The 14554-nt window shown below is 60.9% G+C and carries 14 protein-coding genes; 5 read left to right on the plus strand and 9 right to left on the minus strand.

Going from position 1 to position 14554, the window contains the following annotated elements:
* Positions 1 to 78: 78 nt before the first annotated feature.
* Positions 79 to 1047: an NAD-dependent epimerase/dehydratase family protein gene (locus AACU78_RS13150; protein ID WP_106576271.1), complete on the plus strand. Its 969-nt coding sequence runs from the start codon at positions 79 to 81 to the stop codon at positions 1045 to 1047.
* Here AACU78_RS13150 and AACU78_RS13155 read toward each other — a convergent pair.
* Positions 1034 to 1390: a DUF2784 domain-containing protein gene (locus AACU78_RS13155; RefSeq protein WP_106576272.1), complete on the minus strand. Its 357-nt coding sequence runs from the start codon at positions 1388 to 1390 to the stop codon at positions 1034 to 1036. The two genes, AACU78_RS13150 and AACU78_RS13155, sit on opposite strands and share 14 nt — an antisense overlap.
* A 30-nt stretch (positions 1391 to 1420) precedes the next feature.
* Positions 1421 to 2317, minus strand: coding sequence for a LysR family transcriptional regulator (locus AACU78_RS13160; protein ID WP_106576273.1), 897 nt, complete (start codon positions 2315 to 2317; stop codon positions 1421 to 1423).
* A 97-nt stretch (positions 2318 to 2414) separates the two neighbouring features.
* On the opposite strand from AACU78_RS13160, the gene AACU78_RS13165 reads away from it, so the two are divergent.
* Both AACU78_RS13165 and AACU78_RS13170 read left to right on the plus strand, forming a co-directional pair.
* Entirely contained in the window at positions 2415 to 3263 is an 849-nt protein-coding gene (locus AACU78_RS13165) for an oxidoreductase (protein WP_106576274.1), read from the plus strand.
* 104 nt (positions 3264 to 3367) lie between these two features.
* Positions 3368 to 4057 carry an HAD-IA family hydrolase gene (locus AACU78_RS13170; RefSeq protein ID WP_106576275.1) on the plus strand — a complete coding sequence of 230 codons (690 nt, stop codon included), beginning with the start codon at positions 3368 to 3370 and terminating at the stop codon, positions 4055 to 4057.
* A gap of 109 nt (positions 4058 to 4166) precedes the next feature.
* Here the strand turns inward: AACU78_RS13170 and AACU78_RS13175 are convergent, their stop codons facing one another.
* Complete coding sequence (locus AACU78_RS13175) at positions 4167 to 4913, minus strand: 3-oxoacyl-ACP reductase family protein (protein WP_106576276.1); 747 nt, start codon at positions 4911 to 4913, stop codon at positions 4167 to 4169.
* Between the two features lie 106 nt (positions 4914 to 5019).
* Here AACU78_RS13175 and AACU78_RS13180 point away from each other — a divergent pair, with 106 nt between their 5' ends.
* Positions 5020 to 5943 (plus strand): LysR family transcriptional regulator, encoded by a 924-nt coding sequence (locus AACU78_RS13180; protein WP_106576278.1) that lies wholly within the window; start codon positions 5020 to 5022, stop codon positions 5941 to 5943.
* 106 nt (positions 5944 to 6049) lie between these two features.
* Here the strand turns inward: AACU78_RS13180 and AACU78_RS13185 are convergent, their stop codons facing one another.
* The 3 genes from AACU78_RS13185 to AACU78_RS13195 all read right to left on the minus strand — a co-directional run bounded on the left by AACU78_RS13185 (position 6050) and on the right by AACU78_RS13195 (position 9524).
* The gene (locus AACU78_RS13185) at positions 6050 to 6778 is read right to left on the minus strand and encodes an aspartate/glutamate racemase family protein (protein ID WP_106576279.1); all 729 of its coding nucleotides are present in this window, start codon (positions 6776 to 6778) and stop codon (positions 6050 to 6052) included.
* Between the two features lie 13 nt (positions 6779 to 6791).
* Positions 6792 to 8321: an NCS1 family nucleobase:cation symporter-1 gene (locus AACU78_RS13190; RefSeq protein ID WP_106576280.1), complete on the minus strand. Its 1530-nt coding sequence runs from the start codon at positions 8319 to 8321 to the stop codon at positions 6792 to 6794.
* 468 nt (positions 8322 to 8789) lie between these two features.
* A complete protein-coding gene (locus AACU78_RS13195; RefSeq protein ID WP_106576281.1) occupies positions 8790 to 9524 on the minus strand; it encodes a phosphoadenylyl-sulfate reductase in 735 nt (244 codons plus the stop codon).
* Between the two features lie 152 nt (positions 9525 to 9676).
* On the opposite strand from AACU78_RS13195, the gene thrH reads away from it, so the two are divergent.
* A complete protein-coding gene (gene thrH, locus AACU78_RS13200) occupies positions 9677 to 10294 on the plus strand; it encodes a bifunctional phosphoserine phosphatase/homoserine phosphotransferase ThrH (protein ID WP_106576282.1) in 618 nt (205 codons plus the stop codon).
* A 219-nt stretch (positions 10295 to 10513) separates the two neighbouring features.
* On the opposite strand, the gene pabB is transcribed toward thrH, so the two are convergent.
* From pabB to rloB, 3 genes are all read right to left on the minus strand, one after another.
* Positions 10514 to 11857, minus strand: a complete 1344-nt coding sequence (gene pabB, locus AACU78_RS13205; RefSeq protein ID WP_106576283.1) for an aminodeoxychorismate synthase component I — start codon at positions 11855 to 11857, stop codon at positions 10514 to 10516.
* Positions 11858 to 12034: 177 nt separating this feature from the next.
* On the minus strand, positions 12035 to 13021 hold the full coding sequence (locus AACU78_RS13210) for an alpha-L-glutamate ligase-like protein (protein ID WP_106576284.1): 987 nt from the start codon (positions 13019 to 13021) through the stop codon (positions 12035 to 12037).
* Positions 13021 to 14553, minus strand: a complete 1533-nt coding sequence (rloB, locus tag AACU78_RS13215; protein ID WP_106576285.1) for an osmotic stress tolerance membrane protein RloB — start codon at positions 14551 to 14553, stop codon at positions 13021 to 13023. Before rloB ends, AACU78_RS13210 begins: the two co-directional genes overlap by 1 nt.
* Position 14554: the final 1 nt, after the last annotated feature.

Below are 14554 nucleotides of genomic sequence, written 5' to 3' on the forward strand. Positions count from 1 at the left end.
CTGCTGGATGCTCTTCGGCAATTTATCTATAGCCACGCTGCACACAATATGGCCTCACCAACAACGTGGGAGAAGGTCATGGGCAAGGTTCTGGTACTGGGTGCAACGGGCGGGATTGGCGGCGAAGTGGCGCGGCAGATGCGTGCGGCGGGCTGGGAGGTGTGTGCGTTGACGCGTGATGTGGACAAGGCGCGGCGTGAGAACGCGGGCTTTTCCTGGATCAAGGGCGACGCGCTCAATCGTCAGGAAGTGCTCGCAGCCGCCCATGGCTGTGCAGTGATCGTGCATGCGGTCAACCCGCCGGGCTACCGCAACTGGGCTGAATTAGTGATGCCGATGATCGACAACACCGTTGCGGCGGCCATCGCCGAGGGCGCGACCATCGTGTTGCCCGGCACGGTCTACAACTTCGGCCCGGACGCATTTCCCGTGCTGCACGAAGACTCGCCGCAACACCCGCAAACGCGCAAGGGCGCGATCCGGGTGCAATTGGAGCAGCATTTGGAACAGGCTTCCCGCCAGGGCGCGCGGGTGTTGATCGTGCGGGCCGGGGACTTTTTCGGTGCCCGCGTGGCCAACAACTGGTTTGCCCAAGGCCTGGTCAAACCCGGCAAGCCGGTGCACGCCGTGAGTTATCCGGGCGCGCCGGGTGTGGCGCACCAATGGGCGTACTTGCCGGATGTGGCGCGCACCATGCTCGAGTTGATTGAGCGCCGGGCAAGCCTTGATGCGTTCGCGCGCTTTCATATGGCGGGGCACGTGGACACCGATGGCACGCAGATGACCCGGGCGATCCAGCGTGTGGTGCTGCGCAGGACGGGTCATCAACCCCGCGTAGGCCGCTTCCCGTGGTGGTTGATGAAACTCATCGCGCCCTTTGTCGTCACCGTCCGCGAGATGCTGGAGATGCGTTACCTGTGGCAAACTCCGCTGCTGCTCGATAACAGGCGACTGGTTGCGGCGCTGGGGCAGGAACCGCACACGCCGCTGGAACAAGCGGTGGAAGCCACATTGGCCGACCTTGGCTGCCTGCCTACGCCCGTCTGATCAGGCGCACATACACCGCGAGGTTGATCAGCAACACCAGCGCGCCAAGCACCAGTTGAATGTTCGGCGTCAGCCCGGCCGGGTAGATCAGCGTGACGATGTAATGCTCGATAAACCCGCCGCCATAACCGTCCTGCCCGGCGAGGTGGCGAAACAGGTTTTCCCAGCGAGTCAGCGGGCAGGGCAGGTGAAACACTTCCACGGCCACGCCCCAGGCGGCAGCGGGCAAGTGCAGCCACATGACCGGCCGCCACTTGAGCGCCAGCAGCCCGCCGAACAGCACGAAGAGGATGAAACACAGGTGAAACAGCACCAGACTGTCGGCGGCAACGCGATAGAACATGTGTGGGTTCGCTTTTAAGGTGGGCCCGTCTCAGGCGCCGAGTTGGGCTTGCAGGTAGTCGATAAACACGCGCAGTTTTTTCGGCGTATTAGTGCGGTTGAAGTAGTACAAATACAACGCGCTGTGCGTGATCCAGTCGCCCAATACTTCCACCAATTCACCGCTGCGCAAATATGGCTCGACGCTGGAGCGCGCCACATACGCGAAGCCGAAGCCGTCCAGTGCGCCCTTGATCATCAGTTCGATGTCATTGGTGGCCAGCCGGCCTTTGACCGTAACGCGCATCGGCTTGCCGTCTTTTTCGAAATCCCAGCGGTGCATCAAACCGGTCTGGGCACTGCGGTAGTTGACGCAGTCGTGCTCAAGTAAGTCGTGAGGATGGGTCGGGATTTTGCGCCCCTGCAAGTAACTCGGCGTGGCGACGATGACAAAGCGCAGCTGCCGGGCGACCGGTATGACCACCATGTCCTCGGCGAGCACGTGGTCATAGCGGATGCCCGCGTCAAAGCCTTGGGCGACGATATCCACCAGGGCATTGTCCACGGCCACTTCCAGGTTGATCCCCGGGTGCGCGCGCAAGAAACCCTGCAGCAACGGTTGCAGCACCACCCGGCTGGCGGTGGAGGGCACGTTCAGGCGCAGGGTGCCACTGGCCTCGACAGTGGCGGCGGCGACGCTGTGCAAGCTGGTTTCCAGCTCTTCGAGCAGCGGTGTGATTTTTTCCAGCAATTGCGCACCGGCTTCAGTGAGGCTGACACTGCGGGTGGTGCGATTGAGCAGGCGAACGCCCAGCTGTTTTTCCAGGGCGCCGACGCGCTGGCTGACGGTCGACACCGACAGGCTCACCGCATCGGCGGCCTGGGTAAAGCTTCTGGCGCGTGCAACCTGCAGGAACAGGCGCAATTGCTGAAAATCAGGCGTGTCCATTGTGTGGTTTTTCCGAAAGGGTCTTGTGGATTATGCATCTTTTTCACAAGAACGCCGGCGCGCATACTTTTTCCACACCCACGAGGAAGGCCCCTTCATGACCGATTCAACTGCAAAACCTGTCTGGTTTATCACCGGTTGTTCCACCGGTTTCGGCCGCCAATTGGCGCTGCACACCTTGAGTCTGGGTTACCCGACGGTGGTCACCGCGCGCAACCCGCAACAGGTACATGACATTGTTGCCGGGCATGAAGACCAGGCACTGGTGCTGGCGCTGGACGTGACCGACCAGGCCCAGGTCGAGGCGGCCGTGCAGGCGGCTCAGGCCCGCTTCGGGCATATCGACGTGTTGGTCAACAATGCCGGTATCGGCTATTTCGGCGCGTTTGAGGAAAGCGACCTGGATGAAGTGCGCCGCATGTTCGAGATCAACGTCTGGGGCCTTAGCGCCATGACCCGTGCCGTGTTGCCGGGCATGCGCGCCCGTCGCTCGGGCACGGTGGTGAATATTTCCTCGGTAGGCGGGATTGCTGCGTTCCCGTCCTTGAGTTTCTACAACGCCACCAAGTTCGCCGTGGAAGGCTTGTCCGAGGCGCTCTCCCAGGAAGTCGCCCCGTTGGGCATCAAGGTGCTGCTGGTCGAGCCGGGCCCCTTCCGGACTGACTGGGCCGGGCGTTCAGCCAATGAGGCGCCTCACGCCATTGATGACTACCGCGACACAGCCGCGGCGCGTACCAGCCGCGTGCGTAACTACAGCGGCAAGCAGCCCGGTGACCCGGTGCGCGCAGCCCATGCCATCGTCAAGGCGGTGGAAGCCGAGCAACCGCCGTTACGCCTGTTGTTGGGCAAGGCCGCGCTGGGTTTTGCGCGCACCAAGGTCGAGGCGTTGAGTGCTGATTTTGACGCCTGGGCCGCGGTCGCTGAGGGCGCGGATTTCCCTGAGTAAGGCCTGAGGGGGAAGGGCTGTGGCGGTCGCAACGGTTGCTTGCAGGCAACCATGACCGTTATTGTGCTGAATCCTTTTAGTCCTTCCCCCAAGGTTCTGTTGTGATGAATGCACCGCGTATTGCAGTCGGTCCAATCAAGGCCGTGATTTTCGATATGGACGGGTTGTTGCTGGACACTGAAGGCATCTACACCGAAGTCACGCAGATCATCGCCGAACGTTACGGTCGCACCTATGACTGGGGGATCAAGCAGCACATCATCGGCCGAGGTGCGCAGGACCTGGCCGACTATGTGGTGAAAGCGTTGGACTTGCCCATCACGCCGGCGGAGTTTCTGAAAATTCGCGAACCGCTGATGAGCGAGCGTTTCCCCAAGGCCTTGGGCATGCCCGGCGCCGAAGCGCTGGTGCGGCACTTGAACGCGCATAACATCCCGATTGCGGTGGGCACCAGCTCGTCGCGTCATTCGTTTGGCCACAAAACCACGTTGCACCGGGAATGGTTTGGCCTGTTCGGCACCATCGTCACCGCTGACGACCCGGAAGTCGGCGCCGCCAAACCGTCACCGGATATCTTCCTTACCGCTGCGCGCCGCTTGGGCGTAGCGCCAGAAGATTGCCTGGTGTTCGAAGATTCACCGTTTGGCGTAACGGCCGCAAAAGCGGCCAACATGACGGCCATCGCCGTGCCGGATGAAGCCATGGCCGACAGCAAGTACGCGCATGCCGACCAGATCATCCGCAAACTCGCAGACTTTGACCTGGCCGCCTACGGCCTCCCACCCATGCGCTGACTCAACACAGTCAAAAAATGTGGGCGCTGACGGGCCTGCGATGGCGACCTGAGGACGCCATCGCAGGCCAGCCAGCGCCCACATTGGGTTGTGCTGTTCTCCAGACCCCTTAGGCGCTGAAGCCACCATCGATGGTCAAGCTGGCACCCGTGATATACCCGGCTTCCGGCCCCGCCAGATACGCCACGAAACTGGCGATTTCCTCCACGTGGCCATAACGTCCCACTGCCATCAACCCGATCAATGTTTCGGCAAATTCGCCATTCGCCGGGTTCATATCGGTGTCCACCGGCCCAGGCTGCACGTTGTTAATCGTGATGCCACGCGGCCCCAGGTCCCGCGCCAAGCCCTTGGTCAGCCCCACCAGCGCCGCCTTGCTCATCGCGTACGGCCCGCCGCCGCCGAACGGCATGCGCTCGGCATTGGTGCTGCCGATGTTGATCACGCGGCCGCCTTCGCTCATATGTTTGGCCGCTTCCTGCGTGGCAATGAACACGCTGCGCACATTGATCGCCAGGGTCTGGTCGAAGTCTTCCAGCTTGAAGTCTTCCAGTGGCGCGATGGCCAGCACCCCGGCGTTGTTGACCAGGATATCCAGGCGTCCGAAAGCGTCGACGGTGGCGTTGACGGCGGCGCGAATCGCTGTGGCATCGGCGCTGTCGGCCTGTATCGCCAGGGCTTGGCCGCCTGCGCTGATCACGCTGTTCTGCAACGCTTCAGCTTTTGCGGCCGAGCTGACGTAGGTAAAGGCGACGGCTGCGCCCTGCGCGGCCAGGCGTTTGACGATGGCGGCACCGATGCCGCGGGAACCGCCTTGAATCAAGGCGACTTTGCCAGTGAGGTTGTGTGCAGTCATGTCGATCTCCAAGTAGTTGATGGGGTGAGTATCGACCTCGTCCCGCCGCCCCGGTAGACCGTGATTGCTATAGTCTGTGTAAATCAAAAGTTTGCAATGGGGCGATATGGAAAGCTTTGGCAGTATCGAATGTTTTGTGCGCAGCGCCGAAGGCGGCAGCTTTGCCGAGGCCGCCCGGCACTTGAGCCTGACGCCGGCGGCGGTAGGTAAAAGCGTCGCCAAGCTGGAGGCACGCCTGGGTGTGCGGCTGTTCCAGCGCAGCACCCGACGCCTGACCCTGACCGAGGCCGGCAAGTTGTTCCTCGAGGAGGTCAGTGGCAGCCTCACCACCATCCAGAACGCCGTAGCCAACCTGGCCAGCGCCGAGGGGCGGCCGGTGGGCACGCTTAAAGTCAGCATGGGCACGGTGTTCGGCAATCGTTATGTGGTGCCGCTGCTGGCGGAGTTTATGCGGCGTTTTCCGGACATCAGCCCGGATTGGCATTTCGATAACCGTCAGGTCGACCTGATCGGTCAAGGCTTCGACGCTGCCATTGGCGGTGGTTTTGAACTGCCCCAGGGCGTGGTGGCGCGCAAGCTGAGCCCCGCGCATCGAGTGCTGGTGGCCTCGCCGGATTACCTGGCGCGACGCCTGCCGGTGCACGCGCCCGAAGATTTATCGCGGTGCCTGGGCATCCTGATCCGCTCGCCGCAAACCGGCCGCGTGCGCACCTGGCAACTCACCGGCCCGGACCGTGAACAACGCCCGCTGGTGCTCAAACCGCGCATGACCATGAGCGACTCCGAAGCCGCCTGCTGCGCCAGCGCTCAAGGCCTGGGCATTGCGCTGGTGAGCATGCCGATGGCCGTGCCGTTTCTGGACAGCGGTGCGGTGGTGCGGGTGTTGCCCGACTGGTACGTCGACGACGGCAACATCTCCCTGTACTACGCCGAGCACAAACTGCTGCCCGGCAAGACCCGGGTGTTTGTGGATTTCATCATTGAGCAGTTTGCCGAGCAGCAACTGGGGCGACGGTTCAGCGCCATTTGATCACGGCGGCCTACCGAGGCGCGGCCATCGCGGGCAAGCCCGGTGCCCACTTTTAATCGCATTCCCCTGTAGGCGCCGGGCTTGCCCGCGATGCAGGCGGAGCGGTCTACCGGCCGAATTGACCCGGCCAGCCAATCACTTTCTTCGGCCTCGGCGTGGCATACGTCCTGATCTTCGACGTCGACAACCCCAGCCGCACCAGCGATTCGGCAATGGTCACCGCGGCCGTCACCCCATCCACCACCGGCACGCCGGTGCGCTGGCGAATCTGTTCATCCAGCCCGGCCATGCCGCCGCAGCCCAGGCAGATCACCTCGGCCTTGTCTTCGTGAATGGCCCGTTCCGCCTGACGCACGATGGCTTCCATCGCCGCCAGCGGGTCTTCTTCCAGTTCCAGCACTGCCATGCCACTGGCGCGTACTGAGGCGCAGCGCTGGTACAGGCCGGCGAGTTTCAGGCGGTCTTCAATCAAGGGCACGGTGCGATCCAGGGTGGTGACTACTGAATAGGCGTGTCCCAGGAACATTGCTGTGCTGGCGGCTGCTTCCGTGATGTCCACCACTGGCACGTTCAACAGCTCCTGCAACCCTTCACGGCCATGTTCGCCATAGCCGGCCTGGATCACCGCATCAAACGGCTGGTCGTAGGCCATCACGCGGTCCATCACCGCGATGGCGGCCAGGTAGCTTTCGAAATTGCCTTCCACTGATTCGGCGCCGAAGTACGGCGTGAGCCCGACAATCTCAGTGCCTGGCGAGGCGACGGCCCGCGCCTGCTGGGCAATGGTTTCAGTGATGGATTCGGTGGTGTTGACGTTGACCACGAGGATACGCATGGAATGTCCTTGATTAATGACTGACGTTATCGACTGCAATGCTTTCGCCGCTGACATCGGCGTAGTGCGGCCGACGCTTGGCGATCAAGAGGTACAACAGCCCTGCAATACCGGCGCCAAACAGCCAGGAAAACGGAGCGACGCTGGCAAAACCGGGCAACAGCGCCAGCAGAATTGCGATCACCGCTGCGGGAATAAACGCCGCGACCGCACGTAAATTGACTCCGCGGCTGTAGTAATAAACGCCATTGGGGTCTTCGCTATACAGCTGCAATACGTCCACCTGGCTTTTACGGATCAGCCAGTAATCGACCATGATCACCCCGTAAAGCGGCCCCAGCAGTGCGCCCAGGCCCGAGAGGAAATACACGATTACCAGCGGGCTGTTGTAGAGGTTCCACGGCAGGATCAGCACTGCCAGCGTGGCGCTGATCAACCCGGCGCGCCGAAAGTTCAGGTACTTGGGCGCCAGGTTGCTGAGCACAAACGCGGGGGCGACGAAGTTGGCCATGATGTTGACGGCCACGGTAACGATCAGGAAGGCCAGGCAGCCGAGCACCAGGAAGAAGGTATTGGGAATGGCTGCGATGATTTCGGTCGGGCTTTCGATCACCCGGCCATTGAGCTGGAACTGCCCGCCGCAGAGCAGCACGGTGATTGCGGCAAACACCAGGATATTCACCGGCAAGCCCCAGAAGTTGCCGACCAGAATGGTCTTGCGGCAGGGAGAGGAGCGGGCGAAGTCGCAGAAATTGAGGATCAGCGTGCCGTAGATCGTCAGCCACAACGCGCCACCGGCAAAGATATTGCGCCACATCTCGCCGCCGCTCAGCGGCTCGCGGATCGACCAGGCAATATTGCCGCCGACCTGGAAGTACATCCAACCGGCCAGCGCGGCCACCGTCACCAGAATCACCGGCCCGGCGAACGCCTCGTAGCGGCGCACCATTTCCATGCCGTAAGCCAGGATCACCAGCTGCACAAACCAGATCGCCACGAAACAGGCCCAACCGAGGGTCGACAGGCCGAGGATGGAGTTGTGGTCATAGTCGGCAAATCCTGGATGAATGGCCGACAGCAGCACGCGGAAAACCACCGAGGCCAGGTAGGTCTGGATACCAAACCAGGCAATCGCAATGACCGCACGAATCAGCGCCGGAATCTGTGCACCGTGGATGCCGAAACTGATGCGGCTGATCACCGGGAAGGGCACTCCGGTCTTCTGGCCCATAAACCCCGACAAGTTCATGAAGAAATACACCAGCGCTGCGCCGATCCCCAGCGACATCAGAATCTGCCAGCCGCCAAGGCCCAAGGCATACAGGCCGATGGCAAACGAATAGTTGGCGATGTTGTGCACGTCATTGGTCCACAGCGCAAAGATGCTGTAGCGGCCCCAACGTCGGCCTTCAACCTTGGTGGGCGCCAGGTCTTTGTTGTGCAAGCGCGGGCTGAGCACGAGCGGGCCGGGGCTTGCGGCCACAGGGTTCAGGACGGAGGAGGGCAGATCCAGTGCGATGTTATTCGAGAGGCTTGTACGCATTCCGGCAGGCTCCGGCGCATCTGCTGCAACGTCGCAGATGGCAAAGTGTATGTAGGTTTTGTATTTATTGTATACAAAGCGTAATTCACCTTAAGCCACATGCGTGCCAGTTCTCGATCTATAAAAACGGTGTTTAATTTCGTTTTTACTAATTATTAAAATAACTATCTGAATTTAAAGCGATATAAATTGACCGTTTGAACAGGTATTTATTTTTAAATGGGGAGGCGCGCTATTGGATAGGCAAACGGCACGCGGGCAGGGGTGTTACGTTTTGGTGCGGTGAAATATGAATTGCACACATAAATGGCACCGATAGTTACATAGGTGTGTACAAAATTTTGTCCCTCACAAAGCAAATGTGGGAGCGGGCTTGCCCGCGATGGCGATCTATCAGCCAACAATTCATTGACTGACACACCCTCATCGCGAGCAAGCCCGCTCCCACATTTTTTACTGCGACAGACCTCAGGCCTTGCTGATGATATTCCCGGCGTGCAGCCCGCATTCCTTCTGCGTGGCTTCTTCCCACCACCAGCGGCCTTCACGCTCATGCTGGTTCGGCAATACTGGCCGGGTGCACGGCTCGCAGCCGATGCTGATAAACCCGCGCTCATGCAAGCTGTTATACGGCAGCTCAAGCATGCGGATGTAACCCCAGACTTCCTCGCTGGTCATTTGCGCCAGTGGGTTGAATTTGTACAGGGTGCGCTCGGGTGTAGAGAACGCCGTGTCAATTTCCAGCGCCGCCACCTGGCTGCGGGTGCCGGGGCTCTGGTCACGGCGTTGGCCGGTGGCCCAGGCGCTCACGCCGGACAGTTTGCGCCGCAGCGGTTCGATCTTGCGCACACCGCAGCACTCGCCATGGCCATCCTTGTAGAAACTGAACAGGCCCTTTTCCTTGACGAAGGGTTCCAGTTTGCTCTGGTCCGGCGAGATCAGCTCGATGTCGATCTTGTAGAACTCGCGCACCTGTTCGATGAACCGATAGGTTTCCGGGTGCAGGCGCCCGGTGTCGAGGCTGAACACCTTGACGTTCTTGTTCAGCTTCCAAGCCATGTCTACCAGCACCACGTCCTCGGCGCCGCTGAAGGAAATCCACAGGTCGTCACCGAACTGGCTGAACGCCAGTTTGAGAATGTCCTGGGCGGATTTGTTGGCGTAAGTCGTGGCGAGTTCAACGACGTCGAAGGCTTGGTTCATCAGGACGGTTCCTACAGGTCAGTGGCGCTGAGCGCTCTATAGGGAAGCGATGGTACCAAAATCCGCCCTGCGTTGCGGCGCAGAGCTTGAGTCGCTAGAGTTCGGCAGTCCTTTTGCTCGCTCAACTAACAACATCTAAATGGGAGTGTCTTGTGGAAATTGCCTGTCTTGACCTGGAAGGGGTGCTGGTTCCGGAAATCTGGATCGCCTTCGCCGAAAAAACCGGTATTGAATCCCTGCGCGCCACGACCCGCGACATTCCCGACTACGACGTGCTGATGAAGCAACGCCTGCGCATCCTCGACGAGCATGGGCTCAAGCTTGCCGACATCCAGGAAGTGATTGCCACCCTTGAGCCGCTGGACGGTGCCATCGAGTTCGTCAACTGGCTGCGCGAGCGTTTCCAGGTGGTGATCCTGTCCGACACCTTCTACGAATTCTCCCAACCGCTGATGCGCCAGCTGGGCTTTCCGACCTTGCTGTGCCACCGCTTGATCACCGACGAAAACGACCGGGTGGTGAGTTACCAACTGCGTCAAAAGGACCCGAAGCGCCAATCCGTGCTGGCATTCAAGACCCTCTACTACCGAGTGATCGCCGCCGGCGATTCCTACAACGACACCACGATGCTGGGCGAAGCTGACCGTGGGATTCTGTTCCATGCGCCGCAGAATGTGATTCGCGAGTTCCCGCAATTTCCGGCGGTGCATACGTTTGAGGATTTGAAGAAAGCGTTCCTCAAGGCGTCAAATCGGGCGTTGAGCCTGTAAGTTTTTCAGCGCTGCTGATGGCCCCTTCGCAGGCAAGCCCGCTCCCACATGTGATCGGGTTCACACAGTTGAATGTGTGGTGGCTGGCTTGCCTGCGACAGGGCCGGTACAGCCAGGTCAGGCCTCTGCGAGCAACCGATCATAAGGAATACTCAAGCCCTCATGCAGGCTTATTCGGTAGCTCGGCTCTGCGTCTGAGCCTCAGGCAGGGCCGGGCTGTTACAAGCCTTCCAACGTTTGTAACAACACCCGCACTTTCGTCAGCGACTCCTGATACTCCGCCTCCCACTGCGAGTCCGCCACGATCCCGCCACCGCCCCAGCAGCACACCTGCCCATCCTTGACCAGCAAGCTGCGAATCGCGATAGAGCTGTCCATCTCGCCGCGCACATCCAGGTACACCAACGAGCCGCAGTACAACCCGCGCCGCGTGGGTTCAAGCTCGTCGATTATCTGCATGGCGCGAATCTTCGGTGCGCCGGTGATGGAGCCACCGGGGAAGCTGCCGGCGATCAGGTCGAGGGCGTCTTTGCCGTCGGCCAGGATGCCAGTGACGCTGCTCACCAAGTGATGCACGTTGGGGTAGCTTTCCAGGCTGAACAATTGCGGCACTTTCACCGAGCCCGTCCGGCAGGTGCGGCCAAGGTCGTTGCGCAGCAGATCAACGATCATCAGGTTTTCGGCGCGATCCTTGGGGCTGGCCATCAGCTCGGCGGCCTGGGCCGCGTCGTCTTCGGGTGTCAGGCCACGCGGGCGGGTGCCTTTGATCGGGCGGGTTTCGACGCGGCGCTCGCTGATGTGCACAAAGCGCTCCGGCGACAGGCTCAGCACGGCGCCGTCGTCCGGCAGGCTCTGGAACCCGGAAAACGGGGTGGGGCACGCCTCTCGCAAGGCGCAGTAAGCCGCCCACGGATCGCCGACGCACGGCGCGCGAAAGCGCTGGGCAAAGTTGACCTGGTAGCAGTCGCCGGCCTGGATGTAGTCCTGAATGCGCACGATGGCCTGCCGGTAAGCGTCGGCGGTCAGGTCCGCAACCATGGGGCCGTGCATTTTGAAGCTGGCCTGGCTGTCGACTGCGTCAACGTTGAACAGCGCAATCAAGCGTCGTCGCTCGCTGTCGATCAGCGAAGGGTGGAAGACCAGCTGACTGCTCTGCACCTGGTGATCGCTGATCAGCGCCCAGGCATACAGCCCAAAGCGCGCGTCCGGCAGGTGCAGGTCGTCCACCGCCAAGTGCGGCATGTGTTCCAGGTGGCGGCCGAAGTCGTAGCTCAGGTAACCGATCAAGCCGCCAGCGAACGGCAACTCATAACCCGCAGGCAACCCCGCCTTACCCAACTGCGTGAGGTTTTCGCGCAAGCGTTGCAGGAAATCACTGCCGTTTTCGTCAGGCCGTACCGTCAGCGTTTCCACTGGCCAGGCGCTGAGCAGGTCATAGCGCCCGCGTTCGGCAGCCGGGCGGCCGCTGTCGAGCAACACTGCGCCGGGAGCGTGACGAATCGCCGCGAAGTAGTCGGCGGGGTTGGCCCGGTAGGGCAGCGGGTGTACAGAACAGGTCGACATGCGGGGTGGATCAGCTGTTGGCTTGGGGGAGGCGATTGTAGTCCCCCGAAGGGTTTGGTCCTAGAGCGCGGTTTAAATGGGGCAGCGGGTTTGCTCGCGAAGGCGGCGTATCAGTCCCGGTTGTGTTGAATGGCACTCCGCTTTCGCGAGCAAGCCCGCTTCCACAGTTGAGTGGCGTCAGCCTTCAACGGCGGGAATATGCCCGAACATCTCCTGCACGAACTTAACCCGCTCTTCCGGCGTTTCGGTCACGCCCGCAGCTTTCAGTTCTTCCAACCGCGCTTCCACCGCATGGGTACGCAACGTCAGGCCGCAGTCGTTGGCAATCTGGATATTGAGCCCCGGCCGCGCGTTCAGCTCGAGGATCAGCGGGCCTTTTTCCTGGTCCAGCACCATGTCCACGCCGATGTAACCCAGCCCGCACAGCTCATAACAGCTGGCCGCCAACTTCATGAAACCGTCCCAGTTGGGCAGTTGCACGCCATCCACCGCGTTGGTGGTGTCGGGGTGTTTGGTGATGATGTTGTTCAGCCAGGTGCCGCGCAGCGTCAAGCCCGTGGCCAGGTCGACACCCACGCCAATCGCGCCCTGGTGCAGGTTGGCCTTGCCGCCGGATTGGCGCGTCGGCAAGCGCAGCATGGCCATTACCGGGTAACCCATCAGCACAATAATGCGGATGTCCGGCACGCCTTCGTAGCTGATGCTCTTGAAGATCTGGTCGGGCACCACGCGGTATTCGATCAGCGCGCGGTCACGGTGGCCGCCCAGGGAATACAGGCCGGTGAGGATGCTGGAAATCTGGTGTTCGATTTCTTCATGGCTGATGATCTTGCCGGACACCGTGCGATAGCGCCCTTCAAACCGGTCGGCCACCACCAGGATGCCATCGCCGCCGGCACCCTGGGCCGGCTTGATCACGAAGTCGCTGCGCCCGCCGATGATCTCGTCGAGCTTGTCGATTTCTTTCTCGGTGGAAATGATCCCGTACATTTCCGGCACGTGAATGCCGGCCGCCATCGCCCGTTCCTTGGTGATGATCTTGTCATCCACAATCGGGTACAGGCTGCGCTTGTTGTACTTGAGCACGTAGTCGGCGTTGCGCCGGTTGATGCCCATGATGCCCCGCGCTTCCAGGGCCTTCCAGGTCTTCCAGAAGCCGAACATTACGAATCAGCCTTGAGGAAGGCCTTGAAACGCACCAGTTCGGTCAGGCGGTAGCCGCGATAACGACCCATGGCCAGCATGAAGCCCACCAGGATCAACAGGACTGCCGGGAAGGTGAACACGAAGTAGATCAGCTCCGGCACGCTCATGATGATGTGCGCCAGCGAGGCGGCGAACAGCGTACCGATCGCCACTTTCAGCGCATGGTTGGCGCCGCGTTCTTCCCAGGTGATCGACAGGCGTTCGATGGTCATGGTCAGAATCACCATCGGGAACAGCGCCACCGACAGCCCGCGCTCAAGGCCCAGCTTGTGGCTGAACAAACTGATGGCTGCAATCAGCACCACCACGAAGGTCAGCACCACCGACAGCCTCGGCAGCATCTGCAGCTTCAAGTGTTCCAGGTACGACCTGAGCGACAAGCCCAGCGCGGTAATAATGGTGAACAGCACAATGCCAAAGCCCAACTGCGTCTCGCGGAACGCCAGGGCAATCAGCACCGGCGTAAAGGTGCCCAGCGTCTGCAGGCCGATCAGGTTGCGCAGGATCAGAATCACCAGCACGCCAATCGGGATCATCACCATGATCATGAAGGTCTGCTGGGTTTGCAGCGGCAGGCCGTACAGCGAGTATTCGAGGAAGTTGGCGTCGGTGTTCTCGTCGGTCAGCTTGGCCAGGCGAATCGCGTTCATTTCGCTGTTGTTCAGGCTGAAGGTCACCATGGCTTTCTTGCCGCCATCGACCGTGATCAGGTTTTCATCGCCGGTCCACCACAGCAGGCGGTCAGCGGGCAGGCCTTGCTCGCCGGTTTCCGGGTTGAAATACAGCCAGTCATTGCCGTTGAAGCTGCGCAGCCATAGTTCCGGGGTTTGCGGCTGGTCGGCGACGAGGCGGATGGTGTGGACTTTTTCCACCGGCACATGGGCGATGGACAGCAATAACTCGACGATCTTGGCCTTGTGCGGCGTCGACGGGTCGCCCGCCAGCAGCAGCTTCACATTGTCGTCGTTGAGGTTGTTGGTGCGCTTGATCGCTTCGGTAATAAAGGTTTCGACGTCGGCCGAATGCTGGCGGATCGGCGCCAGCAAGGCTTCGGCGGCGATTTTTTCCGGGCCTTCCACGGCAATGCTGTCGCGGAAGGTCGGACCTTTGACCTTGACCTTTTCGCCGCTGTAACGCTTGGTCAGCACCAGGCGGTAATACAGCGTCTGGTTGCCCTTGGCGCGGCGCGCCGACCAGGTGACCTTGCGGTTGCCGTCGGTGCGGTTGACGCTCACGCCGTAGTTATTGGAGATGAAACTCTCGTTGAGGCTGACGAAGTCGCGGCTCAGGGGCGGCACGAACATCGAGATCTTCACCGGGTCTTTGGGGCTGGCGACAAACTCGACCTTGGCGTCGATGTTCCACAGGTCGTCGGTGGCGTCCTCGGTGACGGGAATTCCCAGCACGAAAATCTGGTAGGCGGTGACCGAAATACCCAACACCACCAAAATGGTGATGAGGATTTTCAGGTGCAGGGTCAGAGAGCGCATT

Origin of the sequence: Pseudomonas sp. R9.37 (assembly GCF_963878885.1) — a bacterium.
Lineage (GTDB): Bacteria > Pseudomonadota > Gammaproteobacteria > Pseudomonadales > Pseudomonadaceae > Aquipseudomonas.

What these genes read in the sequence shown, in the direction of transcription:
- AACU78_RS13150 (WP_106576271.1), top strand. Translation starts at nt 79, where the DNA reads ATGGGCAAGGTTCTGGTACTGGGTGCAACGGGCGGGATTGGCGGCGAA.
- AACU78_RS13155 (WP_106576272.1), bottom strand. Translation starts at nt 1,390, where the DNA reads ATGTTCTATCGCGTTGCCGCCGACAGTCTGGTGCTGTTTCACCTGTGT.
- AACU78_RS13160 (WP_106576273.1), bottom strand. Translation starts at nt 2,317, where the DNA reads ATGGACACGCCTGATTTTCAGCAATTGCGCCTGTTCCTGCAGGTTGCA.
- AACU78_RS13165 (WP_106576274.1), top strand. Translation starts at nt 2,415, where the DNA reads ATGACCGATTCAACTGCAAAACCTGTCTGGTTTATCACCGGTTGTTCC.
- AACU78_RS13170 (WP_106576275.1), top strand. Translation starts at nt 3,368, where the DNA reads ATGAATGCACCGCGTATTGCAGTCGGTCCAATCAAGGCCGTGATTTTC.
- AACU78_RS13175 (WP_106576276.1), bottom strand. Translation starts at nt 4,913, where the DNA reads ATGACTGCACACAACCTCACTGGCAAAGTCGCCTTGATTCAAGGCGGT.
- AACU78_RS13180 (WP_106576278.1), top strand. Translation starts at nt 5,020, where the DNA reads ATGGAAAGCTTTGGCAGTATCGAATGTTTTGTGCGCAGCGCCGAAGGC.
- AACU78_RS13185 (WP_106576279.1), bottom strand. Translation starts at nt 6,778, where the DNA reads ATGCGTATCCTCGTGGTCAACGTCAACACCACCGAATCCATCACTGAA.
- AACU78_RS13190 (WP_106576280.1), bottom strand. Translation starts at nt 8,321, where the DNA reads ATGCGTACAAGCCTCTCGAATAACATCGCACTGGATCTGCCCTCCTCC.
- AACU78_RS13195 (WP_106576281.1), bottom strand. Translation starts at nt 9,524, where the DNA reads ATGAACCAAGCCTTCGACGTCGTTGAACTCGCCACGACTTACGCCAAC.
- pabB (WP_106576283.1), bottom strand. Translation starts at nt 11,857, where the DNA reads ATGTCGACCTGTTCTGTACACCCGCTGCCCTACCGGGCCAACCCCGCC.
- AACU78_RS13210 (WP_106576284.1), bottom strand. Translation starts at nt 13,021, where the DNA reads ATGTTCGGCTTCTGGAAGACCTGGAAGGCCCTGGAAGCGCGGGGCATC.
- rloB (WP_106576285.1), bottom strand. Translation starts at nt 14,553, where the DNA reads ATGCGCTCTCTGACCCTGCACCTGAAAATCCTCATCACCATTTTGGTG.